Origin of the sequence: Pseudomonas sp. TWRC1-2 (assembly GCF_049896685.1) — a bacterium.
GTDB lineage: Bacteria > Pseudomonadota > Gammaproteobacteria > Pseudomonadales > Pseudomonadaceae > Aquipseudomonas.
This window is the reverse complement of record NZ_JAFCUU010000007.1, coordinates 204352-228629: the sequence shown is the minus strand read 5'-3', so window position 1 is coordinate 228629 and position 24278 is coordinate 204352. Positions and strand designations below refer to the sequence as shown.

The 24278-nt window shown below is 59.7% G+C and carries 27 protein-coding genes, 1 tRNA gene and 1 pseudogene; 17 read left to right on the top strand and 12 right to left on the bottom strand.

Going from position 1 to position 24278, the window contains the following annotated elements:
* Positions 1-150: 150 nt before the first annotated feature.
* Positions 151-531 carry a response regulator gene (locus tag ACP7B3_RS21280; protein ID WP_145164231.1) on the bottom strand — a complete coding sequence of 127 codons (381 nt, stop codon included), beginning with the start codon at positions 529-531 and terminating at the stop codon, positions 151-153.
* A gap of 178 nt (positions 532-709) precedes the next feature.
* Here ACP7B3_RS21280 and ACP7B3_RS21275 point away from each other — a divergent pair, with 178 nt between their 5' ends.
* The gene (locus tag ACP7B3_RS21275) at positions 710-1084 is read left to right on the top strand and encodes a c-type cytochrome (RefSeq protein WP_369302149.1); all 375 of its coding nucleotides are present in this window, start codon (positions 710-712) and stop codon (positions 1082-1084) included.
* Here ACP7B3_RS21275 and ACP7B3_RS21270 read toward each other — a convergent pair whose 3' ends face one another.
* The 5 genes from ACP7B3_RS21270 to ACP7B3_RS21250 form a co-directional block, all read right to left on the bottom strand.
* Entirely contained in the window at positions 1085-3106 is a 2022-nt protein-coding gene (locus ACP7B3_RS21270) for an LTA synthase family protein (protein ID WP_426180635.1), read from the bottom strand.
* A 454-nt stretch (positions 3107-3560) separates the two neighbouring features.
* Entirely contained in the window at positions 3561-4157 is a 597-nt protein-coding gene (locus ACP7B3_RS21265) for a hypothetical protein (RefSeq protein ID WP_426180633.1), read from the bottom strand.
* On the bottom strand, positions 4157-5425 hold the full coding sequence (locus tag ACP7B3_RS21260; protein ID WP_242199868.1) for a sialidase family protein: 1269 nt from the start codon (positions 5423-5425) through the stop codon (positions 4157-4159). The genes ACP7B3_RS21265 and ACP7B3_RS21260 overlap by 1 nt, the downstream gene beginning before the upstream one ends.
* A 22-nt stretch (positions 5426-5447) precedes the next feature.
* Positions 5448-5993 carry a cytochrome b/b6 domain-containing protein gene (locus tag ACP7B3_RS21255; RefSeq protein ID WP_242199869.1) on the bottom strand — a complete coding sequence of 182 codons (546 nt, stop codon included), beginning with the start codon at positions 5991-5993 and terminating at the stop codon, positions 5448-5450.
* Positions 5993-6259: a PepSY domain-containing protein gene (locus ACP7B3_RS21250; RefSeq protein WP_119736807.1), complete on the bottom strand. Its 267-nt coding sequence runs from the start codon at positions 6257-6259 to the stop codon at positions 5993-5995. Before ACP7B3_RS21250 ends, ACP7B3_RS21255 begins: the two co-directional genes overlap by 1 nt.
* 146 nt (positions 6260-6405) lie before the next feature.
* On the opposite strand from ACP7B3_RS21250, the gene ACP7B3_RS21245 reads away from it, so the two are divergent.
* Complete coding sequence (locus tag ACP7B3_RS21245) at positions 6406-7068, top strand: response regulator (RefSeq protein ID WP_242199870.1); 663 nt, start codon at positions 6406-6408, stop codon at positions 7066-7068.
* Positions 7065-8417 (top strand): ATP-binding protein, encoded by a 1353-nt coding sequence (locus ACP7B3_RS21240; RefSeq protein WP_426180630.1) that lies wholly within the window; start codon positions 7065-7067, stop codon positions 8415-8417. The genes ACP7B3_RS21245 and ACP7B3_RS21240 overlap by 4 nt, the downstream gene beginning before the upstream one ends.
* A 223-nt stretch (positions 8418-8640) precedes the next feature.
* Here ACP7B3_RS21240 and ACP7B3_RS21235 read toward each other — a convergent pair whose 3' ends face one another.
* Genes ACP7B3_RS21235 through ACP7B3_RS21225 form a run of 3 tightly spaced genes read right to left on the bottom strand, consistent with a single transcriptional unit; the run spans position 8641 to position 10708 of the window.
* Positions 8641-9264: a DUF3916 domain-containing protein gene (locus ACP7B3_RS21235; protein ID WP_145164213.1), complete on the bottom strand. Its 624-nt coding sequence runs from the start codon at positions 9262-9264 to the stop codon at positions 8641-8643.
* Positions 9265-9289: 25 nt separating this feature from the next.
* Positions 9290-9547 (bottom strand): colicin E3-like toxin immunity protein, encoded by a 258-nt coding sequence (locus ACP7B3_RS21230; protein ID WP_404484811.1) that lies wholly within the window; start codon positions 9545-9547, stop codon positions 9290-9292.
* Between the two features lie 6 nt (positions 9548-9553).
* A complete protein-coding gene (locus ACP7B3_RS21225) occupies positions 9554-10708 on the bottom strand; it encodes a colicin E3/pyocin S6 family cytotoxin (RefSeq protein WP_426180627.1) in 1155 nt (384 codons plus the stop codon).
* 122 nt (positions 10709-10830) lie between these two features.
* Between ACP7B3_RS21225 and ACP7B3_RS21220 the strand changes: the two are divergent.
* Together ACP7B3_RS21220 and ACP7B3_RS21215 are read left to right on the top strand one after the other, a co-directional pair.
* A pseudogene (locus tag ACP7B3_RS21220) lies at positions 10831-11085 on the top strand (DUF3077 domain-containing protein); the annotation flags it as partial.
* A gap of 225 nt (positions 11086-11310) precedes the next feature.
* Positions 11311-11946, top strand: coding sequence for a LysE family translocator (locus ACP7B3_RS21215; RefSeq protein WP_426180625.1), 636 nt, complete (start codon positions 11311-11313; stop codon positions 11944-11946).
* A gap of 8 nt (positions 11947-11954) precedes the next feature.
* On the opposite strand, the gene ACP7B3_RS21210 is transcribed toward ACP7B3_RS21215, so the two are convergent.
* The gene (locus ACP7B3_RS21210; protein ID WP_369302142.1) at positions 11955-12284 is read right to left on the bottom strand and encodes a hypothetical protein; all 330 of its coding nucleotides are present in this window, start codon (positions 12282-12284) and stop codon (positions 11955-11957) included.
* Positions 12285-12378: 94 nt separating this feature from the next.
* Positions 12379-12463: transfer RNA gene (locus ACP7B3_RS21205), tRNA-Leu, on the bottom strand.
* 108 nt (positions 12464-12571) lie between these two features.
* Between ACP7B3_RS21205 and queA the strand changes: the two genes are divergently transcribed.
* From queA to ACP7B3_RS21175, 6 genes are all read left to right on the top strand, one after another.
* A complete protein-coding gene (gene queA, locus ACP7B3_RS21200; RefSeq protein WP_262209908.1) occupies positions 12572-13636 on the top strand; it encodes a tRNA preQ1(34) S-adenosylmethionine ribosyltransferase-isomerase QueA in 1065 nt (354 codons plus the stop codon).
* Between the two features lie 5 nt (positions 13637-13641).
* Positions 13642-14757, top strand: coding sequence for a tRNA guanosine(34) transglycosylase Tgt (gene tgt / locus ACP7B3_RS21195; protein WP_003175976.1), 1116 nt, complete (start codon positions 13642-13644; stop codon positions 14755-14757).
* 43 nt (positions 14758-14800) lie between these two features.
* A complete protein-coding gene (gene yajC / locus ACP7B3_RS21190; RefSeq protein ID WP_003175975.1) occupies positions 14801-15139 on the top strand; it encodes a preprotein translocase subunit YajC in 339 nt (112 codons plus the stop codon).
* Between the two features lie 62 nt (positions 15140-15201).
* Complete coding sequence (secD, locus tag ACP7B3_RS21185) at positions 15202-17070, top strand: protein translocase subunit SecD (RefSeq protein ID WP_106578266.1); 1869 nt, start codon at positions 15202-15204, stop codon at positions 17068-17070.
* 9 nt (positions 17071-17079) lie between these two features.
* On the top strand, positions 17080-17994 hold the full coding sequence (gene secF / locus ACP7B3_RS21180; protein ID WP_106578267.1) for a protein translocase subunit SecF: 915 nt from the start codon (positions 17080-17082) through the stop codon (positions 17992-17994).
* A 123-nt stretch (positions 17995-18117) separates the two neighbouring features.
* Complete coding sequence (locus tag ACP7B3_RS21175) at positions 18118-18660, top strand: glycine zipper 2TM domain-containing protein (RefSeq protein ID WP_015885750.1); 543 nt, start codon at positions 18118-18120, stop codon at positions 18658-18660.
* 199 nt (positions 18661-18859) lie between these two features.
* On the opposite strand, the gene suhB is transcribed toward ACP7B3_RS21175, so the two are convergent.
* Complete coding sequence (suhB, locus tag ACP7B3_RS21170; protein ID WP_003175971.1) at positions 18860-19675, bottom strand: inositol-phosphate phosphatase; 816 nt, start codon at positions 19673-19675, stop codon at positions 18860-18862.
* Positions 19676-19820: 145 nt separating this feature from the next.
* Between suhB and trmJ the strand changes: the two genes are divergently transcribed.
* The 6 genes from trmJ (at position 19821) to iscA (ending at position 24270) form a co-directional block, all read left to right on the top strand.
* Positions 19821-20591 (top strand): tRNA (cytosine(32)/uridine(32)-2'-O)-methyltransferase TrmJ, encoded by a 771-nt coding sequence (trmJ, locus tag ACP7B3_RS21165; protein ID WP_003210307.1) that lies wholly within the window; start codon positions 19821-19823, stop codon positions 20589-20591.
* 2 nt (positions 20592-20593) lie between these two features.
* Positions 20594-21376 (top strand): serine O-acetyltransferase, encoded by a 783-nt coding sequence (cysE, locus tag ACP7B3_RS21160; protein ID WP_242199879.1) that lies wholly within the window; start codon positions 20594-20596, stop codon positions 21374-21376.
* 299 nt (positions 21377-21675) lie between these two features.
* Positions 21676-22167 (top strand): Fe-S cluster assembly transcriptional regulator IscR, encoded by a 492-nt coding sequence (gene iscR, locus ACP7B3_RS21155; protein WP_003194020.1) that lies wholly within the window; start codon positions 21676-21678, stop codon positions 22165-22167.
* A gap of 50 nt (positions 22168-22217) precedes the next feature.
* On the top strand, positions 22218-23432 hold the full coding sequence (locus tag ACP7B3_RS21150; protein ID WP_017530022.1) for an IscS subfamily cysteine desulfurase: 1215 nt from the start codon (positions 22218-22220) through the stop codon (positions 23430-23432).
* Between the two features lie 99 nt (positions 23433-23531).
* Entirely contained in the window at positions 23532-23918 is a 387-nt protein-coding gene (iscU, locus tag ACP7B3_RS21145) for a Fe-S cluster assembly scaffold IscU (RefSeq protein ID WP_003175965.1), read from the top strand.
* 28 nt (positions 23919-23946) lie between these two features.
* The gene (iscA, locus tag ACP7B3_RS21140) at positions 23947-24270 is read left to right on the top strand and encodes an iron-sulfur cluster assembly protein IscA (protein ID WP_003209680.1); all 324 of its coding nucleotides are present in this window, start codon (positions 23947-23949) and stop codon (positions 24268-24270) included.
* Positions 24271-24278 lie beyond the last annotated feature (8 nt).

Genomic DNA, 24278 nt, shown 5'->3' with positions numbered 1-24278 from the left:
GTAAATGGGCGACGATTCTACACAACTCATTGCCATCACCTGTGCGCGCTAGGCGAAAAGGCTGACCGGCGGATCAGAAAAGTCACTCCTTGCGTGATTAATGACCACGGAAAAGCACCTCAAGTTCGCTTTAGTGATATCGCGACGATATCAGTGCAGGGACATACCCTGTTGGCTCAGCGCCGTTTGTACGCACTCAACCAGGTGTTCGGCGCTCCACGGCTTGGGTAAAAAACGCACGGAACCGCCCAACTGCGCCGCCAGCTTGGTATTGCCGGAGGTCAGCACCACGGGCACAGACGGCCAACGATGCGCCACCACCTTGCTCAAGTCATAACCATTGAGCAAACCGGGCATCTGGATATCACTGACAATCAGATCCACGGGGTCGTCGCCGCGCTCCAGGTAAATCATCCCTTCATCCGCCGAAGGAAATGACGTGACGTGCGCCCCGAAATCCTCCAGTACATCCACCATTAACGAGCGAATGATCTCGTCGTCTTCCAGCACTAAAATCGATGGCTGAGCCATGATCCTTACTCCACCATCAGGGTTCAGTAAGGTGGAGTGGGGCGGGCGTGAATAGGTTCGATTGGATATATTCCGGGCGATGGATGGTCGGTTTAGAGCGGGTAGCAGGGCGTTGCCCGCAGCGGCACAGTGCGCTTGCAGGCATAATCGCCTCACCGTTGCCTGATGTGGAGCCTTCATGAAGCACGCTTTATTGACCCTCGCCCTGATTCTCACCACCACCCCGGCTTTAGCGGCAGGCGATGCCGAGGCGGGCGGCAAGCTTTTCAGCAAGACCTGCGGCGGCTGCCACAGCATCGGCGAAGGCGCGCGCGGCGGCTTCGGCCCGCAGCTTAACGGCATCATCGGCCGCCCTGCCGGCACCACCACGGACTACCAGTACTCCGACGCGATGAAAAACTCCGGCGTGGTCTGGACCCGCGACAAACTCGCCGCCTATATCGAGGCGCCAAAAAAAGTCGTCAGCGGCACGCGCATGATTTTCTGGGGCATCAGCGACCCGGAAAAGATTGAAAACATCCTGGCCTACCTCGAAACCTTCCAGCCCAAATGATCACTCGCGCACGTTCCTGAACAGCATCAACCGCGCACTTTCATGCAGCCCGCGCGTCAGGCCCTGCAGGCGCTGAAACTCTTCAGGGTGCTGCTCGGCCACGTCTTCGCGAGGTGTTGGCGACGCCAGGTCATGCAGGGTTGGTGAACTGCCGTCGTGTTGCATTTGCAACAGGAAGTCCTGGGTCACGCCGCCGATAATCGGGAACGTGCCCTCGTGCAACACCAGTGGCACCACACGTTCGCCTTCCGGTGCCGGCTGCTGGATGTCGCGGCCCATCGCGCCAGTGCGAAAGGGGACGCCCGCCATGCCGGCCACTGTCGGCAACAAATCCGCCAGGCCCACCGCCTCTTCAATCACCCGTGGTTGCAGGCCCGGCGCGTGGATCAGCAACGGCACGTTGTTGCTTTCCAGACCCAGTTGCTCGAAGGCCGGGGCCATGTGCGGGATCTGGCTGATGCGGGTGTTGTGGTCGCCGAAGAACACAAAAATGCTGTTGTCGTACCAGCCGCCGGCCTTGGCGATGTCCATTAGGCGGCCGATGTTGAAGTCCAGCAAACGCACTGCGTTGTACTGCTCGACGCTGCGCGAGCCAGCGGCCTGGGCCTGCTCCAGGGTCACGTCACGGACCTGGAAGCCGTCGTTCTGCTTGGGAATGGTGAACGGGCGATGGTTGCCGGAGGTTTGCACGTAAGCGAAGAACGGCCTGTCCTTGGGCACGGCGCGCAGCAGTTGGTCGCCCTCCTTGAACAGGTCCAGGTCAGAGATGCCCCACACGTCCACCCGCGGTGAACGCCAGTAGCTTTCATCAAACAGCTGCACGCCGTCGATGCTCTGGCGGATCAACGCATTGATATTCGCCCAGCCAGCGTTGCCGTTGATCATGTAGAACTTCTGGTAGCCCTCGAACGCGTTGATCAGCGTGTGCTGCCGCGTGATCAGCGGGTTGCGCGTGGCGGTCTCCTGGCGGGTCACATCGGGCACGCCGGTGATGCTCGCCCACACGGTTTTGGCGGTGCCGGTGACGGGCACGTAGAAGTGTTTGAAGAACCAGCTTTGCGTTGCCAACGTGTCCAGGTTCGGCGTGGGGTTCAGCGGGTTGCCGTAGGCACCGACGGCGCTGGTGCCGAGGGATTCAAGCATCACGAAAATCACATTGGGCGGGCGCTCGCCTTGCAGACGATAAGGTTGCACGCCTTGTTCTCGGGTGAAATTCAGTTGTTGGGGATCGGGCTGGTCAACGCCCAGATACTCGGCTATTTGCGGGTAATGCTTGCGCACTGTGGCTTCATCGAATTGCGCTTGGCCGACCTTGAGCGTGTCGTATAAAAACAGCACCGGGTTCAGGCCCACGGCGGCAACCTGGCTGTTGCCGGAAAAAAACGCATCGCTCCAGCGCAGCGGCACCGGGTTTTCCAGGTTGAGGTTGGCCACGCGGCCGAGCAGGGCCAGCAGCACCGCGACAACCCCGACGACGGCCACGGAAGCTACGGCCCATTTGCCGATGACTGTGGGTTCGCGATCCAGGGTCAATCGCTCCAGGCACACCAGCGCCCATACCCACAGCGCCACGGCGGCCAGCCAGCAGGCGGTTATCCACAGCACCGGGTAGGTTTCCCACACCATCTGTTGCGAAATCTGTGCGTCTTGCAGGTAGCGCAACACGGTCGCGTTGATGCGCACGCCGAGGTAGGCGTAGTGGCCGAAGTCGATGATGTACACCAGGCCGACCACGGCCAGGGCCACGACCAGATAGCCGCGCGCCAGCCAGCGCAGGGCGGGCAGGGTGGTGAGGTTCCAGCGTGGGAGCCAGGCCAGCACGGCCAGTGGCAACATGATCAGCACGGCCAGGCGCAGGTCGAAACGCAGGCCGATGCCCAGGGTTTCTGCCAGCGCCGGGGTGTTTAAATCCAGACCGGAAAAGCTGATCAAAAACACCAGCCGCAAAGCCGCCAGCAACGCAAACACCAACCCGATCGCGCCCACGCCGTAGCGCAGGCGGCGTGATTGCAACACACCCATCATTGACCTCTACTCAATCTCACAAACACCACACAGCAAATGAGGGAACAGGCTTGCCCGCGAAAGCGGTGGTTCAGTGCCAGCGTTGTCGCCTGACACGCCGCCTTCGCGGGCAAGCCCGCTCCCACAGTTTGAGTTGCATTAACCCGGCGACTACGCAGTAGCCCCAGGAGCGGATCGCCATCACTGACCCCTCCCAACCTCCAAACCGACGCCACTCCAATGTGGGAGCGGGCTTGCCCGCGAAAGCGGTGGTTCAGTGCCAGCGTTGTTGCCTGACACGCCGCCTTCGCGGGCAAGCCCGCTCCCACAGTTTGAGTTGCATTAACCCGGCGACTACGCAGTAGCCCCAGGAGCGGATCGCCATCGGTGACCCCTCCCAATCTCCAAAACGACGCCACTCCAATGTGGGAGCGGGCTTGCCCGCGAAGGCGGTTTATCAGTGCCAGCGTTGTTACCTGACACGCCGCTTTCGCGAGCAAGCCCGCTCCCACAGGTTGAATTGCATTAACCCGGCGACTACGCAGTAGCCCGCCAGGAGCGGATCGATCAGGTAATCCCAATAGTTCTCCGACGCCTTGAGCCGCAGCGCGAAGGCCAGGGTGCCCACTGCCAGCATCCACACCGTCAACGTGTTGCGCAGCCAGAGCAGCAGTAAGGCCGCCGCGCCCACCAGCACAATCATCGGCCGCGGGTTGAAGCCCCAGCGGTAAGGGTCGTAATACGTCAGGCCCATCGTGGCCGGATACAGCAGCAGGCTCAGCGTGCCAAACAGCACCAGCAGTTGCACTTGATGTGGGCGATTAACCCGCTGCACCACGCCCAATCGGCACAGCGTCACCCACGCCAGCAACACCAAGGTGCTGATCGCCAGGTCATCGGTAAAGCCGCGCACGTACGCCGCCAACGGCAGTTCATTCACCGGGATAAAACTCAACACCACCAGCATCGGCAGCAACCACGGCCGCCACGGCGCGGTAAAGCGAAACAGGCTTAAGAGCACAAACCCCAGCAGCACAAAACTCAAATGGGCCTGCCACACAGAAACCATCACAAATGCTCCGCCAGCCAGGCTTCGTTGAAGCTGACATGTTTGATAAAGGTGTTATTCCACGAGTACACCACGTGGTACATGCCGTCCGGGCTGCGGCTGAAATACGGGTACTCGTACTCGAAATCGCAGCCGCGCGGTTTGCACACGCGGTAATCCAGGTTGCTCAGAAAGCGTTGTTCCAGTGGCAGACGCTTGGCGCCGCTGGAGGCGCGAAAGCCCTCGCCGATGATTTCTTTGTAAGCCTCGTGGGAGAACGGCTGGCCGAGCGGGTCGGGCGACTGGTCCAGTTCCACCACCGTACGCCATTGGCTGAACTGGGCGTTGGTGCCGTAGAGGCTGAGCTTGAAGCGACCGTCTTGCAGGTCGTTGAGGGCCACCAGCAAACCGTCATCCTCAGTAGCCACTGCCGCCAGGGATGAATTGGGGTTGGCCGGCTCCAGCGGGTACGGCTCACTCCAGGTTTGCCCGGCATCGATGGTGCGGCTGGCGAGCACGCGGTGATGGGTTTCGCCGGCGTAGCGCAACATCGCCACGGCGCGCTGGCCGTCCTGCGCCACGATGGTCGGTTGCAGGGAGTGCTTGCCACGGCTGATGCGGAATTTGTCGATCACCGCGCCGTCGGGGCTCAAGTACAGGTACTCGGCAAACTTGCCCATGAACTCGTGATACACCGGCAAGCCAATCGAACCGTCGGCGTGAAACACCGGCGCGGCGCGCACCAGCGTGCTGATATTAAAGAACGGTGAGGTCACCAATTGCCGCGGCGCCGACCAGTTTGCGCCCAGGTCAGTGGAGACCATCACGTTGATCGCGCTGGTGGCCCAGCCGCCGACCGACACCGACACATAAAACATCCACAGGCGTTTATCCGGCCCCAGCGCAATCACCGGGTTGCCCAGTTTGCGAATGTAGCGCTGCGTGCCGTCGCGGGTACTTTCGCGCGTGGCCAGCACCTGCTCGGCGCCCCATTCGCCGCTGCGCGCATCAAACCTTGCGGTGCGCACCTGCACATCGGCGGCGCCTTCGCGGCTGCCGGCAAACCACACGGCCATCAAGTCGCCGCCGGGCAGGGCGGTGACGGAGGAGGCGTGCACAAAGTCGGTGAGTTGCGAGGACACAAAGCGGCTGGTGTATTGCGGCGCCGTCGCGACCTTGGAGGTATTCGGGCTCGCCTGGGCAAACGGCGCCAGCACGTGCGGCGGATGGCTTTGCCAGGCGGCGAAAAACACCGCGAGCAGGCTGCAGATCAGTAAGGCGGAGCGCATAGAGAACCTGTTGGGAAAAGGATTACTGCGCACGCTCATCCGGCAGGCGCTTCCTGCGACCGGTGAGCATGGATAACGGCAGGTTGTCCTTCACCTGGAGACTTTCATACACGGCGGCCAGCACATGCACGCAGACCAGACCCAGCAGCACATTGGCGGCGGTTTCGTGGACTTGCAGCGGCCAGTCGGCACCCCATAACGCGTCGACTTCCTGCATCAGGAAACCGCTGATACCGAGGGTCAGCAGCGCCGACAACATCAACAGCATCACCAGCGCGCCGATGGGCGAATGACCGAGGCGGTGCAGCCCTCGCCCGTCCAACACCCGACGCACATGGGCACTGAGTCGCGCAGGCGATGGCCAGAAATCTGACCAACGTGCACTGCGCGGTCCTACGAACCCCCACACCAGTCGCACCAGCAACCAGGCCATGGCGTAGTAGCCCAGCCACACATGCCAGTCGTCGCCCGCTTCGTTAAAGAAGTAGTTGGCGACGAAGACCCCGGCGATAGATAGATGAAACAGCCTTACCAGAGGGTCCCACAGGCGCAGGGATTCGCTTGGCATCAGCCCTTGATCTCAGTCTTCACGGCTTTGCCGGTGACCGGGTCGTGGTAGATCTCGACCTTGCGTTTGTCTTTGTCGAAGCCGTAGATCTCGTAGCAGTTGCCGTCGGTGACCTTGAACTTGCTGATCTCGTACCCTTGCGCCTTGAGCGTGTCCTGGAAGGCTTTTTCGTCTTGCCACTGCGAGCGTTCGGCGGTGGTGCACTGCGGGCCGGCGAGGGCCATGGGGCTGGCGATAATCAGGGACAGCAGGAGAATTTTGCGCATGGAAAAGCTCTCAGCAGATGTGGGAGATTTCACAGTGCAAAACCAACCTTAGCGCAACCTTAGTTGGCAACGCGCCGTAACATCTTTCCCCGAAGGGGCCGCTGCAGAACCGGCATCATTCCGCCGTTTCCTACAGAGATTCCGCAATGCGCCTACTCCTAGTCGAAGATGATCGTGCCCTCGGCCAGGGCATTCGCGTGGCATTGGGCGCAGAAGGCTACACCCTGGATTGGCTGCAGGATGGCCTCAGCGCCTTGCACGCACTGCGCACCGAAAGCTTCGATTTGCTCCTGCTCGACCTCGGTCTGCCACGCCTCGACGGCCTCGACCTGCTGCAGCAACTGCGCGCCGGGCAGCACGACCTGCCGGTGCTGATCCTCACTGCCCGCGATGGCACCGCCGAGCGCATCGCCGGCCTGGATGCTGGCGCCGACGACTACCTGATCAAACCCTTCGACGTCGAAGAACTCAAAGCCCGCGTGCGCGCCTTGCTGCGCCGCAGCCAGGGCCGCGCGCAACCGATGCTGGAACACGCCGGCGTCAGCCTCGACCCGGCTACCCAGCAAGTGCGTTATCAGGATCAAGACATCATCGTCACCCCGATGGAATACCAGCTGCTGCACCAATTGATGGTGCGCCCCGGCAAAGTCGTGACCCGCGAGCGCCTGTCCCGCGCGCTGTACGGTTGGCAGGACCGGGTGGAGAGCAACACCCTGGAAGTGCTGATCCATAACCTGCGCAAAAAGTTATCCACCGAGCTGATCCGCACCGTGCGCGGCGTCGGCTATGTGCTGGCGCTCGAGCCATGACCTCTGTTCGCGCGCGCATCCTCATTCCGGTGCTGGTGTTTATTTTGCTCGGCGACGCGCTGATCAGCTGGCTGGTGCTGCGCGACAGCCACCATGAAATCGAAGAAGTCTATGACGCCCAACTCGCCCAAAGCGCGCGCCTGCTGCAAGGCGTACTGCGCCAGCGCGACCCAGGCGAAGCGGATTGGGACCGCTTGTATCAAGCCTTCGACCACGCCATGAGCCGCGTCGGCGAAGACGGCGTCGCCCACCCGTATGAAACCCGCCTGACCTTCCAGGTATGGCGCACCGACGGTCAACTCCTCGTGCGCTCCGCCGAGGCGCCCGTGCTGGCTGCGCCGCCGACTACCCTCGGCGCCCACGACATCATGGATAACGGCAACGACTGGTGCGCCTTCCTCCTCGCCGACCCGCAGCAGGGCTTGCTGATTTGGGTGGGCGAGCGCGACGACATTCGCCAGGACCTGATCGAACGCATCGTGCGCCACACCCTCTGGCCCACCCTGATCGGCGTGCCGCTGCTGACCGTGTTGATCTGGCTGACCATCGGCTGGGGCCTGAAACCGTTGCGCGCCATGGTGATGTCAATTCGCGGGCGCAGTACCGACACCTTGCAGCCGCTGCACCTCAAGCCGCTGCCGACTGATCTGGAGCCGATGCAAACCGCGCTTAATCGGTTGTTGGTGCAGATGGATGACCTGCTCGAGCGCGAACGCCGCTTTATCGCCGATGCTGCCCATGAACTGCGCACGCCGCTGGCGATTTTGCGCATTCACGCGCAGAACGCTCAAAGCGCTGCCACCGAAGAGCAACGGCGCGAAGCATTGGATTTTCTGGTGAATGGCGTGGACCGCGCCACGCGAATTGGCAGCCAGTTGCTGACCATGGCGCGCATCGAGCCGCAACTGAACAACCCCGTGTGCAAGCCCGTGCAACTGACGGAACTGGTGCGCGAAGAACTGGCGGAGCTGACGCCGCTGGCGATGGAAAAGGGTGTGGAGCTGGTGCTGGAAGGGGAGGAGCAATGTTGGGTACAAACCGAGCCGGTGGCGTTGGCGATTGCTCTGCAAAACCTGGTGACTAACGCGCTTAACTTTTCCCCCGCGGGCAGCGAAGTGAAAGTGGTGATCGGCGCTGACTGCTTGAGCGTGGAAGACCAAGGTCCGGGGATTGATGAAGCGGAAATGGAGCGCTTGTTTGAGCGGTTTTACAGTCGGGATAACGCCAATGGCGCTGGGCTGGGGTTGGCAATTGTGGAGATGATTGTCGGGAAGATCGGATGCAGGCTTACGCTGCACAATCTGGAGCAGGGCGGCCTGCGCGCGCGGCTGGTATTCAACGAAACCTGAAGCAGCCCGGCTCAAATGTGGGAGTTGTCGAGCCCCAGCGAGGCTACGAAGGGATCGCCTCGGTACGCCTGACTGACCGAAGCACTTGCATCGCTGCGCTCCCACGTCCTGTGCGCCTCTAGCAGCAAAAAAATCCGTTTGGTACGCCGCGAAGGCGACGCGGAACAGCGCATGAAAACACTGGGATATTGTGTTGAGGGGCAGGGACCAGGGCCAAGTCGAGCTAAGAGGTCGAGCCGAACAAATGCGGGTGCTGCGCCTGGAAGGACCTGAAGGTCTGGTACTTCCAGCGCTCACCGCCTGGGTCTTCGTCTGTCGTGCTGACCTCGCCGAAGTACCAGTGCTCTGACTCGAAGATATCTCCGTCTTCATTCTCGTGAATGAAGTGAAAGCCGACTTCGTGAAGCCCCGGTGGGATGGTCAGGCTCCATTCTTTGGCCAGGCTTCGGCCAGTGATTCGAGCTTGGCGAAAGTACTCATAGTCGAAAGGTTGAGTGTGGCCCAAGTAGCGAGCTTTATCGGTGTAGACACAGACTCGGCTTGAGAACATGTCCGGAAGCATGACGCAGGCGACAACCCAGCATTCAGGGGCGTCGTCTGGTCGCGCTTTAAGCAGATGGCCTGAGACATTGATCAACTGTTGAGCACAGTGCGCCTGAATTTCCGGTGTGGTTTGTTTGCCCTCAACAAGATTTTCGATGACGGGGATTCTTTCGGTTACGTAGTCAGGTTGAGGCGGTAATTCTTCGTAGAAACAGCCTTCGAAGCTGTCGGCCCAGCGGCTCAGGGCTTTGAGGCGCCTGGGGATGTTGCGGAGTTTTTTGTTTGTTAGTGAAAGTCTGCGCATGGAATCTTATTTTCCCTAAGTGAGGTCACAGTTGGGCATCTTCGTAATCGAGTGCTATGAAATAGTCGCTGTCTGTAAGAGCGATTTCATGAGCGAATAAGGGTTGCACAAGCGATAGCCATTCCCGACGCAGTTCAAACATGCCGTTATTGACTACCTCCTCCTTCGAGAGCCCTAGCGTTGTGACAATGGAGTAGTCCTCTCCCAGATCCTTTGAGTCTTCCGTGCCAACCAACCATTCCGTGGTTTTGTCGAACCAATCTAATCTCACTTTAAGTCCCATATAGCCTCACAAGTATTTAGCGATGTTTCGTTTTTTGTTTGCCGGTTTCAGCTGCTCGCCCGTTATATGACTGAAGGCCCCGATGTGGCTTCCATCACTTGCTCGATAGGCTTCCAGCTCGCCGTGTTGTGAATCCCATTCATAGATTGTCCTCCCTTTTTCATCAATCCAGCGCTCTCTTAACCCGCCGCCTCCTTGTTTTGGAGTTTTAGGCTTCGCCTTTATCAGGTTAGAAAATCCGGTTATTTGTGCCGCTTTAGGCGCTTTGTGGTACTTGTGATCCCCAGCCCGAACGCTAACCACCACATACAGCGGCCGAACCCCCGACTCCACCGGGAACACCAGAATAAAATCCCGATACTGCGGCGGATAAATCGGGTTCACCAGAATCTGCGCGGCCTTCTCCGTCGGGGGGTAAATCCAAATCACCGGCGCTTGCGGCGCTGCCTCCAATGCCGGAATACCCAGCGTATCCCTCGGATCAACCGCAGGCGTCCAGATCAGCTCCACGCCCTCACCCAAATCCGCCACAAACTGGTCGCCACGGCTTTGGAATTGCACCACATCAATCATCTGCCAATCGGCATGGTTGCCCGTGTAAAACCCATACCCCTTGAGCGTGCCGTCCTCACGCTGCTCCACATGCAAACGCATCTGCGACCGCGCCTGTGGCAGCGAACGCAATTGCTCCTCGCTGTAGAGCGCGCTATCACCCAGCTCCGACGGCCAAGCCAGCGCCACCAAACCGGCCAATAATCCACCGGCGACAGTGCCAGCTGCGGTGGCTGCGGATTCCACCACCGCCGAACGCAACGCCAACTGCCCTAAACCAACGGGCAGGGCGCTGCCGCTGATCTTGCGCAAAGCAACCGCGCCTCGGCTGTCCACCTCGCGCCCACCCAACAGGCTGAAGTGGCCGTAATCCTTGATCAGCTCCAGCGGTACGTAACCGGTGGGGTCGTTGTAGCGAATGATGCCGTCGGGCAGTTGGCAGGGTTTGGTGAACACGCAGCCCGGAAGCTTTACGGGCGTAGGCGCCGGGGCAGGTGCCGAGTTGAATAAGTCTATCGGCGGCGAATAGGGCTCTCGTTTCGGCTGCGGAATCAGGATGCGCCGTTTGAGTTGTTCTTCTTCGGTGATGGGGTACGCGCGTTCTGACATGACGGGCTCACTTCCTTGTGCGAGGGAGTGAGCGTACGAGGGGGGATCAGAGGTTGATGTCGGGTTTGTTCGGTGGTTTGCGTGGGAAAAGTCATCCTGTTAGCGACGATAATTAAAAAGGGGGCCAACAGCCCAACCTCCACCGCCTATTCCGCGTCAACTCCGGCGCACCCATCCGCGTTGCCCTGAAGCATGCCTCCGAGCTTCTGCACTGTTCCAAAATGCTCGCGTTGGATGCCGCCATGGACAACAGCGCGGATCGCTACGCCTGGGCGGCGCATTATTTGGGGGAGATGGCGAAGGCGGTGGTGGATGATTTGGCCAATGGGATGTTGCCGAATGGGGTGATGGAGGAGGGTGACGCTGTTGGTGTGTAGGCGGGTGAGTTGAGGGTGTGGCGGCTGGCGTCTTCGCAGGCAAGCCAGCTCCCACATTGGAGCGTGTACATCCGTTGAATCAGTGTTGGCAGTAAAGAGACCTTGGGACGCCAATGTCTCTTTTTTTGTTTATGTGTATGACGTTTTGCTCGCGGATCTGTATCTAACGGCCTGCTTTTCATCGCCCTACCATGGTGCCCAGCACAACTCTTAAGGAGCGACACCATGCCCGAACTGTCCAGCTGGCTAGCCTACGGCCTGATCTCACTCGGCATGGTACTTACGCCAGGGCCGAACATGATTTACCTCATTTCCCGCTCGATTTGCCAAGGGCGCGCGGCCGGGTTGATCTCACTGGGCGGCGTTGCGTTGGGGTTTGTGGTTTACATGCTGTGCGCGGCATTGGGGATTACCGCGTTGGTGATGGCGGTGCCGTTTGCGTACGACGCGCTGCGGCTCGGCGGGGCGTTGTACCTGGTGTACCTGGCCTGGCAGGCGGTCAAGCCGGGTGGCCGTTCGCCGTTTCAGGTTCGGGAATTGCCCCAAGACAGCCCGCGCAAGCTGTTCATGATGGGCTTTGTGACCAACCTGCTGAACCCCAAAGTGGCAGTCATGTACTTGTCGTTGCTGCCGCAGTTTATCGACCCGAACGGGCATGGCAGTGTGCTGACGCAATCGCTGATTTTGGGCTTTACGCAGATTGCCATCAGCGTGAGCGTCAACTCGGTGATTGCCGTTATGGCAGGCTCCATCGCGGTGTTCTTCGTCACCCGCCCGGGTTGGCAGGTGGCGCAGCGCTGGGTGATGGGCTCGGTGTTGATGGGGTTGGCGGTGCGAATGGCGGTTGAAGGGCGGCGGTAAGTTGCGCGTCACAGGATGGCTTTCAGGTAGTCCTTGAGTGCGTTGAGCGGGGCGTCGAGTGCTTCAAGTGTCGGCGCTTGGCGCACGTCCACCGCGAGCCGTTGTAGCTCACGCCCCATCACTGTGTTTGGCCCGCCCAGGGAGTCGAGTGCTAACGTCAGGCATTCATCAAGCTTGAGCCGAATCGCGGCCAAATCCCCCTGACGCACCAACAACCCGAACACTTCCCGCTCATACCCATCCATGACCAGGTCATCGCGCAGAATCGGGCTCGCGCCTTCGGTCTCATGCACCAGCTTGAGAGCAAAAAGGGCAACAGCTTCCAGCGTCAATTCCATGGTCCCGGCTCCTTAACGTCTGCGTTCGCCTGTGCCTGCTCACTTTTTCACAGGCGAAAAAAAAGACCTTGAATTTCAAGGTCTTTCTTTAAGATGGTGCCCCGAGGGAGACTCGAACTCCCACTCCTTTCGAAAACGGATTTTGAATCCGCCGCGTCTACCAATTCCGCCATCAGGGCTCAATGGCGGCGAAGTATAGAGATGAGATTACCGTTGGTCAATCACGTTTCATGGTCTATTTTCACTATTTCCGCTAGACTTCCCGGCCCTGCTAGACGAACCCCATCATGCGCGTTGCTGACTTTACTTTTGAGCTCCCTGATTCGCTGATCGCTCGCCACCCTTTGGCCGAGCGTCGCGCCAGTCGACTGCTGACCCTGGACGGGGTGAGCGGTGCCCTCGCACACCGTCAATTCACTGATTTGCTTGAGCATTTGCGCCCAGGCGATCTGATGGTGTTCAACAATACCCGGGTGATTCCGGCACGGCTGTTTGGCCAGAAAGCGTCCGGCGGCAAGCTGGAAATTCTGGTCGAGCGGGTACTGGACAGCCATCGCGTGCTGGCCCATGTGCGCTCCAGCAAGTCGCCGAAACCGGGTTCGAGCATCCTCATCGATGGCGGTGGCGAGGCCGAGATGGTCGCGCGCCATGACGCGTTGTTCGAGCTCAGGTTCGCCGAAGAGGTGTTGCCGCTGCTGGAGCGCGTCGGCCATATGCCGTTGCCTCCTTATATAGACCGCCCCGACGAAGACGCGGACCGCGAGCGCTATCAGACGGTGTACTCGCAGCGCTTGGGTGCGGTTGCCGCGCCGACGGCCGGGCTGCATTTCGACCAGCCGCTGCTGGATGCGATTGCTGCCAAGGGCGTCGAAAGTGCCTATGTGACCCTGCACGTGGGGGCCGGCACTTTTCAGCCGGTGCGTGTGGATAACATCGAAGACCACCATATGCACAGCGAATGGCTGGAAGTCAGCCAGGAAGTGGTGGATGCGGTGGCGGCGTGCAAGGCGCGCGGCGGTCGTGTTGTGGCGGTGGGCACCACCAGCGTGCGGTCGCTGGAGAGTGCGGCGCGTGATGGCGTGCTCAAGCCGTTCAGCGGCGACACCGATATCTTTATTTTCCCGGGCCGGCCGTTTCATGTGGTCGATTGCCTGGTCACCAACTTCCATTTGCCGGAATCCACGCTGTTGATGCTGGTGTCGGCATTTGCCGGTTACCCGGAAACCATGGCCGCTTATCAAGCGGCCATCGCCAACGAGTACCGTTTTTTCAGCTACGGTGATGCGATGTTTATCACCCGAAACCCTGCGCCGACTGCTCCTAAAGAAGCGGGCCCTGAGGAACAACTATGAGTCGTATGTCGTTTGAATTGTTGGCCACGGATGGCAAGGCTCGTCGTGGTCGCCTCACGTTTCCGCGCGGCACCGTCGAAACCCCGGCCTTCATGCCCGTGGGCACCTACGGCACCGTAAAAGGCATGCTGCCGCGTGACATCGTCGCCACCGGTGCCGAAATCATCCTCGGCAACACCTTCCACTTGTGGCTGCGCCCGGGCACGGAAGTGATCAAAAAGCATGGCGACCTGCATGACTTCATGAAGTGGCAGGGCCCGATCCTCACCGACTCCGGTGGTTTCCAGGTGTTCAGCCTGGGCGCCATGCGCAAGATCAAGGAGGAGGGCGTGACCTTCGCCTCGCCGGTCGACGGGTCCAAGGTGTTCATGGGCCCGGAGGAGTCGATGCAGGTGCAGCGCGACCTGGGCTCCGACATCGTGATGATCTTTGACGAATGCACGCCGTACCCGGCGGACGAAGACGTGGCGCGTATCTCTATGGAGCTGTCGCTGCGTTGGGCTCAGCGTTCGAAGAATGCCCATGGCGACAACACCGCGGCGCTGTTCGGTATCGTTCAGGGCGGCATGCACGAAAGCCTGCGCAAGCGCTCGCTGGAAGGCCTGGACAAGATCGGCTTTGACGGCCTGGCCATCGGCGGTTTGTCGGTGGGTGAGCCCAAGCACGAGATGATCAAGGTGCTGGATTACCTGCCGGGCCTGATGCCGGCTGACAAACCTCGTTACCTTATGGGCGTTGGCAAACCGGAGGATCTCGTAGAGGGTGTGCGCCGCGGTGTGGACATGTTCGATTGCGTGATGCCAACCCGTAATGCCCGCAATGGGCATCTGTTCATCGATACAGGCGTGCTGAAGATCCGTAACGCGTTCCATCGCCATGATGATTCGCCACTGGATCCCACCTGTGACTGCTACACCTGCCAGAACTTCTCGCGTGCTTATCTGCACCATCTGGACAAGTGCGGGGAAATGCTGGGTAGCATGTTGAATACCATCCACAATTTGCGTCACTACCAAGTCCTGATGGCTGGTTTGCGCGAGGCTATTCAACAGGGTACATTGGCCGCCTTCGTCGATGCCTTCTATGCCAAGCGCGGGCTCCCTGTGCCGCCCTTGGACTGAGTTTTCCGACCCTAAGATTCACTATTTGCAACTGGAGTGCTAAATGAGCTTTTTTATCTCTAATGCCATGGCTGACGCCGCTGCGCCTGCCGCTGCCGGCCCTATGGGCGGTGGTTTTGAGTGGATTTTCCTGGTCGGCTTCCTGGTCATCTTCTACCTGATGATCTGGCGTCCACAGGCCAAGCGCGCCAAAGAGCAGAAAAACCTGCTGGGCAGCCTGCAAAAAGGCGACGAAGTTGTGACCACTGGCGGCATCGCCGGCAAGATCACCAAGGTTTCCGATGCTTTCGTGGTTCTGGAAGTCTCCGACACCGTAGAAATGAAGTTCCAGAAGGGCGCCATCGCCGCCACGTTGCCAAAAGGCACGCTCAAAGCGATCTGAGTAACAACCTTTACCAATCGACGGGGCGCGCAAGGCGCCCCGCGTTATAAGCGGGCGGCGTGATGCTGAACAAATACCCTCTGTGGAAATACGTACTGATCCTGGCGGTGCTGGCGATCGGTTTTATTTATTCCGCTCCCAATCTTTATCCTGATGACCCTGCGATCCAGATCACGGGCGCCAGCACTTCGCTGCAAGTCAATCAGGCTGACCTGGAACGCGCGAGCAAAGCGCTCACCGACGCGGGCATTCAGGTTAAAGCGGCAACATTGGCGGCTGATGCGAAGGGCGGCTTGTTGCGCCTGACCAAGGCAGAAGACCAATTACCGGCCAAAGACGTTGTGCGCAAGGTCATGGGTGACGACTACGTTGTCGCGCTGAACCTGGCACAGACCACGCCAAAATGGCTGCGCAGCATTGGCGCGCACCCGATGAAGCTGGGTCTGGACTTGTCCGGTGGTGTGCACTTCCTGCTGGAAGTCGACATGGACAAAGCCCTCGACGCACGCCTGAAAGTCTACGAAGGCGATGTGAAGAGCTTGCTGCGCAAAGAGAAGTTGCGTTATCGCAGCCTGCCGCAGCTCAACGGTGCCATCCAGCTGGGCTTCTCTGACGAAGCGTCCCGCGAACAGGCCCGTGCGCTGATCCGCAAGAACTTCAACGATTTCGACATCGTGCCGGCCGACCTCAATGGTCAACCTGTACTGCGTCTGGCGATGACCCCAGCCAAGCTGGCGGAAATCCGCGAATACTCCATCAAGCAGAACTTGACCACGGTACGTAACCGCGTCAACGAGCTGGGTGTGGCTGAGCCGATTGTTCAGCGTCAAGGCGCCAACCGCATCGTGGTCGAGTTGCCGGGCGTGCAGGACACTGCTGAAGCCAAGCGTATCCTGGGTAAGACCGCTAACCTGGAGTTCCGTCTGGCTGCTGAGCCGGGTGCTTCTCGCGCGACTGCCGAAGAATTCGAGTTCCGTGAAGGTAACCGTCCTCCAGCGTTGATCGAGCGTGGCTTGATCATCACCGGCGACCAGGTCACCGATGCCAAGGCTGGTTTTGGCGAGCACGGCACGCCTGAAGTGAACATTCGTCTGGATGGTCACGGCGGCGAACTGATGAGCCGCGCCACGCGCAGCAACGTTGGTCGCAGCATGGCGGTGATCTTCATCGAGCAGCGCCCGATCACCACCTACACCAAGCAAGTGGTCAACGGCGTCGAGAAAGACGTGCCGGTGCAGACCTTCAAGGAAGAGAAGAAGATCATCAGCCTGGCGACCATCCAGTCGCCACTGGGTGCTCAATTCCGCATCACGGGCCTGAACGGCCAGGGCGAATCGTCCGAGCTGGCACTGCTGCTGCGTGCCGGTGGCCTGGCGGCGCCGATGTACTTCGCTGAAGAGCGCACCATTGGCCCGAGCCTGGGTGCCGACAACATCACCAAGGGTATCGACGCGGCCTTGTGGGGCATGCTGTTCGTGTCGCTGTTCATCATTGCCATCTACCGCTTCTTCGGCATCATTGCCACCGTGGCCCTGGCGGGCAACATGGTCATGCTGCTGGCGCTGATGTCGCTGCTGGGCGCTACACTGACCCTGCCAGGTATCGCCGGTATCGTGCTCACCATGGGTATGGCGGTAGACGCCAACGTACTGATCTTCTCGCGGATTCGTGAAGAGATCGCGGCGGGCATGACCGTACAGCGTGCAATCAATGAAGGCTTCGGCCGGGCATTTACCGCGATTCTTGACTCCAACTTGACCACTTTGCTGGTCGGCGGGATTCTCTTTGCCATGGGCACCGGCCCGGTCAAAGGTTTTGCGGTCACCATGTCCCTCGGTATCTTTACCTCGATGTTCACGGCCATCATGGTGACCCGCGCAATGGTCAACCTGATCTTTGGCGGGCGTGACTTCAAGAAGTTGTGGATTTAAGGGGCTGCCATGTTACGTACAATCAACTTCATGGGCGTTCGCAACATTGCGTTCGGCGTCACTGTGCTCCTTACCGTTCTGGCGCTGTTCAGCTGGTTCCATAAGGGCCTGAACTACGGTCTGGACTTCACCGGCGGTACGCTCATCGAGCTGACCTACGAGAAGCCGGCCGACGTTACCCTGGTGCGCAACGAGCTGGTCAAGGCCGGCTATCACGAAGCCATCGTGCAGAGCTTTGGTGCAACTACCGATCTGCTGGTGCGTATGCCAGGTGAAGACCCGCAACTGGGTCACCAGGTAGCCGAAGCCTTGCAGAAGGTCGGCGGCGACAACCCGGCGTCGGTCAAGCGCGTTGAGTTCGTAGGCCCGCAGGTGGGTGAAGAGCTGCGCGACCAGGGCGGCCTCGGCATGCTGATGGCGCTGGTCGGCATCATGATCTACCTGGCGTTCCGCTTTCAGTGGAAGTTCGGCGTCGGCGCGATTGTGTCGCTGATCCACGACGTGATCGTGACCGTGGGCATCCTCGCGTACTTCCAGATCACCTTCGACCTGACGGTATTGGCGGCGGTGCTGGCGATCATTGGTTACTCGCTCAACGACACCATCGTGGTATTCGACCGGGTGCGTGAAAACTTCCGTGTACTGCGCAAGGCGTCGCTGATCGAGAACATCAACGTCTCGACCACCCAGACCCTGCTGCGGACCATGGCGACCTCGATCTCCACGTTGCTGGCGATTGCTGCGCTGATGATCTTCGGTGGCGACAACCTGTGGGGCTTCTCCCTGGCGCTGTTCATCGGCGTTCTGGCGGGCACCTACTCGTCGATCTACATCGCCAACGTGGTGCTGATCTGGCTGAACCTCAACAGCGAAGACTTGATCCCTCCTGCCGCTACCGGCAAGGAGGTCGACGACCGCCCTTGATGGGTGCTTGTTGACACGCTGTTACAAAGAAGGCGCGAGTATTGAACTCGCGCCTTTTTTTTTGCTCCAAGGCTGGGTATAGCGCGGACGTTTCGGTCCGCTTGTGATGGTCAGGAGGTTCACGTGAACAAGTCGTTGCTGGTTGGTGCGGTATTGGGTGCTGTCGGTGTGACTGCCGGGGGTGCTGTTGCCACCTACAGCCTGGTAAAAAGCGGCCCTGAGTATGCGCAAGTGCTGGCGGTGCAGCCGGTGAAAACCCAGATTAAAACCCCGCGCGAGGTCTGCAAGGACGTCGCCGTAACCCGGCAGAAGCCGGTGCAGGATCAGCATCAAATCGTCGGCACTGTGGTGGGTGCGCTGGCCGGTGGCCTGTTGGGCAACCAGGTCGGTGGCGGTAATGGCAAGAAGCTGGCGACTGTAGCCGGTGCGGTGGGTGGCGGTTACGCCGGTAACAAGGTTCAGGAAGGCATGCAGAACCGCGATACCTACACCACCACGCAAACCCGGTGTAACACCGTCAACGACATCAGCGACAAGGTTGTCGGCTATGACGTGCGGTACACCCTGGATGGCAAAGAAGGTTCGGTGCGCATGGACCGTGACCCAGGTGGTCAGATCCCGGTCGACAAGGAAGGGCGCTTGGTGCTGGGCCAGAACCAGCAGTAATCCAAGGCCTGGCATAATTCAAAATGTGGGAGGGGGCTCCCGATAGCGCTAGATCAGTTAATGAATTTGTGACTGGTCCACGCAATCGGGGGCAAGCCCCCTCCCACATTTGATTTATTGTGTAGCTGGTGTTTGAGTTCGCACCAAATGCCAGGCATAAAAAAAGCACCCCTCGGGGTGCTTTTTTGTGCTCGCTCGCTTAGCGCTTCAGCGAAGCCGGCAGGTGCGGCTGGATCGCCGTCAGTACTGCCTTGAAGCATTTGGTGTTGCCGGCAACGACGTGGCCTTTCTCAAGGAAGTCGTGACCGCCGGTGAAGTCGCTCACCAAGCCGCCAGCCTCTTGAATCAGCAGGGCGCCTGCGGCCATGTCCCACTCGGACAGGCCCGACTCCCAGAACGCATCAAAACGGCCGGCAGCCACATAAGCCAGGTCCAGGCTGGCTGCGCCAGCGCGACGGATACCGGCGGTCTGGCCAACCAGGGCGCGGAACATGCCCAGGTAGTTTTCCAGGTTGTCCATTTGGTCGTCACGGAACGGGAAGCCCGTGCCCAGCAGGGCGCCGTCCAGGCTGGTGCGACCGCTGACACGCAGACGACGACCATTCAACTGGGCGCCACGGCCACGGCTGGCGGTGAATTCTTCCTGGCGAACCGGGTCCAGAACCACTGCGTGTTCCAGGCGGCCACGGTATTTGCAGGCAATGCTCACGGCAAAGTGTGGGATGCCGCGCAGGAAGTTGGTGGTGCCATCCAGTGGGTCGATGATCCACAGGTAGTCTTCGCCTTCGCCGCTGCCTTTGTGCAAACCGGTTTCTTCGCCGAGGATGCCGTGGGTAGGGTAGGCCTTGCGCAGCGCGTCGATAATTTTCTGTTCGGCGGCGCGATCCACCTCGGACACATAATCCTTGGCGTCTTTTTCGTCGACCTTGATGGTATCCAGGCGCTCGATGGAGCGGAAGATCAATTCACTGGCGCTGCGGGCGGCGCGCAGCGCGATATTCAGCATGGGCTGCATGGATGTGTCACCTAAGGTTGTTAAAGAAAGCCGGGCATTCTAGCAGAAACTTTCTTCAGGTGAAGGACGACGTTAGCTTTCATGGCATAACCTTAGGCTGTTCTGTAAGATTTGCTCCCCTTTCCCGTGTCCGAGAGCGCCTCCCTTGCTGCAAAACATTCGTGTCGTTTTGGTCAATACCAGTCATCCCGGCAACATCGGCGGGGTGGCGCGAGCCATGAAAAACATGGGGCTGACGCGCCTGGTGCTGGTCGAGCCGCGCGTGTTCCCGCACCACGAGGCCGATGCCCGTGCCTCCGGCGCCAACGACATCCTGGAAAAAGCCCAGGTTGTCGCTACCTTGGAAGACGCGTTGGTCGGCTGCAACCTGGTGCTCGGCACCAGCGCCCGCGACCGTCGCATCCCCTGGCCGCTGCTGGATCCGCGCGAGTGCGGCACCAAGGTAGTGGAGGAAGCTGCCGGCGGCGCAGAAATCGCTTTGGTATTCGGCCGTGAAGACTCCGGCCTCACCAATGAAGAGCTGCAGCGATGTCATTACCACGTGCACATTCCATCAGACCCTGAATTCAGTTCGCTGAACCTCGGGGCGGCGGTGCAGGTTTTGAGTTATGAAGTGCGCATGGCCTGGCTGGCCGCTGAGGGTCAGCCGAGCAAGGTAGAAAAGGATGAAGTTGCATCGACCAAGAGTGGCGAACTGGCCACGATGGACGAGCTGGAGCGATTCTATGAGCACCTGGAGCAAACCCTGGTGGCCATCGAATTCCTTGATCCGGAAAAACCACGGCACTTGATGGCACGCCTGCGTCGCTTGTACGGACGCAGCTCGGTCAGCCGAGCAGAGATGAATATATTGCGTGGCATCCTCACGGAAACCCAGAAAGCGGCCCGTGGCGAGCTGCTTAAGCGGAAGGATTAAAAATGTTCGAGCGTTTGCGAGAAGATATCCAGAGTGTTTTCCACCGTGACCCGGCGGCGCGCAACGCCTTTGAAGTGCTGACCTGCTACCCGGGCATGCACGCGATCTGGATTCACCGCCTGTCCGGCGCGTTGTGGGGCATGGGCTGGAAATGGCTGGCGCGCGTGGTGTCGAACTTTGGCCGCTGGTTGACCGGGATCGAGATTCACCCGGGCGCCAAGGTGGGGCGTCGCTTCTTTATCGACCATGGCATGGGCATTGTGATTGGCGAGACCGCCGAAATCGGTGATGACGTGACCTTGTATCAAGGCGTGACTCTGGGCGGTACCACCTGGAATAAAGGCAAGCGCCACCCGACGCTGGGTGATGGCGTGGTGGTAGGGGCGGGCGCCAAGGTGCTCGGCCCCTTTACGGTGGGTGCCGGTGCCAAAGTAGGCTCCAACGCCGTGGTGACCAAGGCCGTACCGCCCGGCGCTACCGTCGTGGGCATTCCGGGGCGGATCATCGTCAAACCGGAAGTCGGCGATGAGCAGGAAGCCAAGCGCAAGGCCATGGCTGAGAAAATCGGCTTTGATGCCTACGGCGTCAGCGAAGACATGCCTGACCCCGTGGCGCGTGCTATCGGGCAATTGCTAGACCACTTGCAGGCAGTCGACGGCAAGCTGGACGGCATGTGCGGCGCGTTGAAGGAGTTGGGCAGCAACTATTGTGCGAAAGATCTGCCTGAGCTGCGCGAAGAAGACTTTGCCGAAATCAAGAGCGAGGCCGCCACCAAGGCTGGCTGAGTCTTAAGGTCGGTAAAAATCTCCTGTGGGAGCTGGCTTGCCTGCGATAGCGGTCTGCCAGCCACCCTTTCATTACTGATCCACCGCTTTCGCAGGCAAGCCAGCTCCCACATTTGATCTCCACTGGTCTTGAGATAAGGCTTGGCCCCTGTTCCCGCTGTTCGATCCCGCCCCATCCTGCTATGATTCGCGCGCCCTTTTTACGGGTAATCCTGACTAAAGTACTAGGTCTTATAGTTGACTTAAATACTCGGGAATCGCATACTTGCTCCCATTCTGAAACACCTTGGTACTTGTCCATGAGACTGACTACAAAAGGCCGATACGCGGTAACCGCCATGCTTGACCTGGCCTTGCACGCGCAAACTGGGCCGGTGTCCCTGGCCGATATCTCCGAGCGCCAAGGCATTTCCCTGTCCTACCTCGAACAGCTGTTTGCCAAATTGCGCCGTAGCAACTTGGTTTCCAGCGTACGTGGGCCGGGTGGCGGCTACCAACTGTCCCGCGACATGCAGGGCATTCAGGTAGCCCAGGTGATCGACGCGGTCAACGAATCCGTCGATGCCACCAAATGCCAGGGTTTGGGTGATTGCCACGCCGGCGACACCTGCCTGACGCACCACTTGTGGTGTGACTTGAGCCTGCAGATCCATGAGTTTTTGAGTGGTATCAGCTTGGCTGATCTTGTGACTCGCCGTGAGGTGCAAGAAGTAGCCCAGCGTCAGGACCAGCGCCGTTGTAACACCAAGGCGCCGCGTCTGGACAAGATCGAAGCGTCCGCCGTCGAGTGACAGCCGCAGAGCTAACGGCACGCCAGCCAGCCTGATTTAGGAGAAAGTCCATGAAATTGCCGATTTACCTTGATTACTCAGCGACCACCCCGGTTGATCCGCGTGTCGCGCAAAAGATGAGCGAATGCCTGCTGGTTGACGGAAACTTCGGCAACCCGGCCTCCCGTTCCCACGTGTTCGGCTGGAAAGCCGAGGAAGCGGTCGAGAATGCTCGTCGCCAGGTGGCTGACCTGGTGGGCGCCGACCCACGCGAAATTGTCTGGACCTCTGGTGCTACCGAGTCCGACAACCTGGCAATCAAGGGCGCGGCGCATTTCTACGCGACCAAAGGCAAACACCTGATCACCACCAAGATTGAGCACAAGGCTGTCCTCGACACCATGCGCCAACTGGAGCGTGAAGGTTTCGAGGTCACCTACCTCGAGCCAACCACCGACGGCATCGTCACCCCGGCCATGATCGAAGCCGCGCTGCGTGAAGACACCATCCTGGTTTCCGTGATCCACGTGAACAACGAAATCGGCACCATCAACGATATCGCGGCCATCGGCGAGCTGACCCGTTCCAAGGGCATCCTGCTGCATGTCGACGCGGCTCAGTCCACCGGCAAGGTCGACATCGACCTGTCGAAACTGAAAGTCGACCTGATGTCGTTCTCCGCCCACAAGACTTACGGTCCTAAAGGTATCGGCGCGCTGTACGTGAGCCGCAAGCCTCGCGTGCGTATCGAAGCCACCATGCACGGCGGCGGTCACGAGCGCGGCATGCGTTCCGGCACCCTGGCGACCCATCAGATCGTCGGCATGGGTGAAGCCTTCCGTGTAGCCAAAGAAGACATGGCTGCCGAAAACGTGCGCATCAAGGCTTTGAGCGATCGCTTCTACAAGCAGGTCGAGAACCTTGAAGAGCTGTACATCAACGGCAGCATGACCGCCCGTGTACCGCACAACCTGAATTTGAGCTTCAACTACGTCGAAGGCGAGTCGCTGATCATGGCGCTCAAGGACCTGGCGGTTTCGTCCGGTTCGGCCTGCACCTCGGCCTCGCTTGAGCCTTCGTACGTGCTGCGCGCCCTGGGCCGCAACGACGAACTGGCACACAGCTCGATCCGCTTTACGTTCGGCCGTTTCACCACCGAAGAGCAAGTCGACTACGCCGCGCAGAAAGTCTGCGAAGCCGTCAACAAGCTGCGCGTTCTGTCGCCGCTGTGGGACATGTACAAAGACGGTGTCGACATTTCCAAGATCGAGTGGGCGGCACACTAAATATAGAAGCCGCCACCCAAGCTCTGTAGGAACGTGGCGGAAAACGCAGGCGTTTTTACAGGGTTCCAGAGCGGCCCTGATGAGTGAGGATTCAGTACCATGGCTTACAGCGAAAAGGTCATCGACCACTACGAAAACCCGCGCAACGTCGGCAAGATGAACGCGGAAGACCCTGATGTCGGCACTGGCATGGTCGGCGCTCCGGCGTGCGGCGACGTTATGCGCCTGCAGATCAAGGTCAACGACGCTGGCGTTATCGAAGACGCCAAGTTCAAGACCTACGGCTGCGGTTCCGCCATTGCCTCAAGCTCCCTCGCGACCGAGTGGATGAAAGGCAAGACCCTGGATGAGGCTGTCACCATCAGCAACACCCAGCTGGCCGAAGAACTGGCCCTGCCGCCAGTGAAAATTCACTGCTCCGTACTCGCAGAAGACGCCATCAAGGCGGCCGTTCGCGACTACAAGCAGAAGAAAGGCTTGATCTAAGCATTTGGCGACGAGTAAGGAGTCAACGATGGCTATCAGCATGACAGAAGCGGCTGCGCAGCACATTCGCCGCTCCCTGAATGGGCGCGGTAAAGGTGAGGGGATTCGTCTGGGTGTTCGCACCACGGGCTGTTCCGGCCTTGCCTACGTGCTGGAGTTTGTCGACGAGGTGGTCGAAGAGGATCAGGTGTTCGAAAGTCACGGCGAGAAAGTGATCATCGACCCTAAAAGCCTTACCTACCTGGACGGCACCGAGCTCGATTTCGTCAAGGAAGGGTTGAACGAAGGCTTCAAGTTCAACAACCCAAACGTACGCGGTGAATGTGGCTGCGGCGAAAGCTTCAACATCTGAGGCTATCT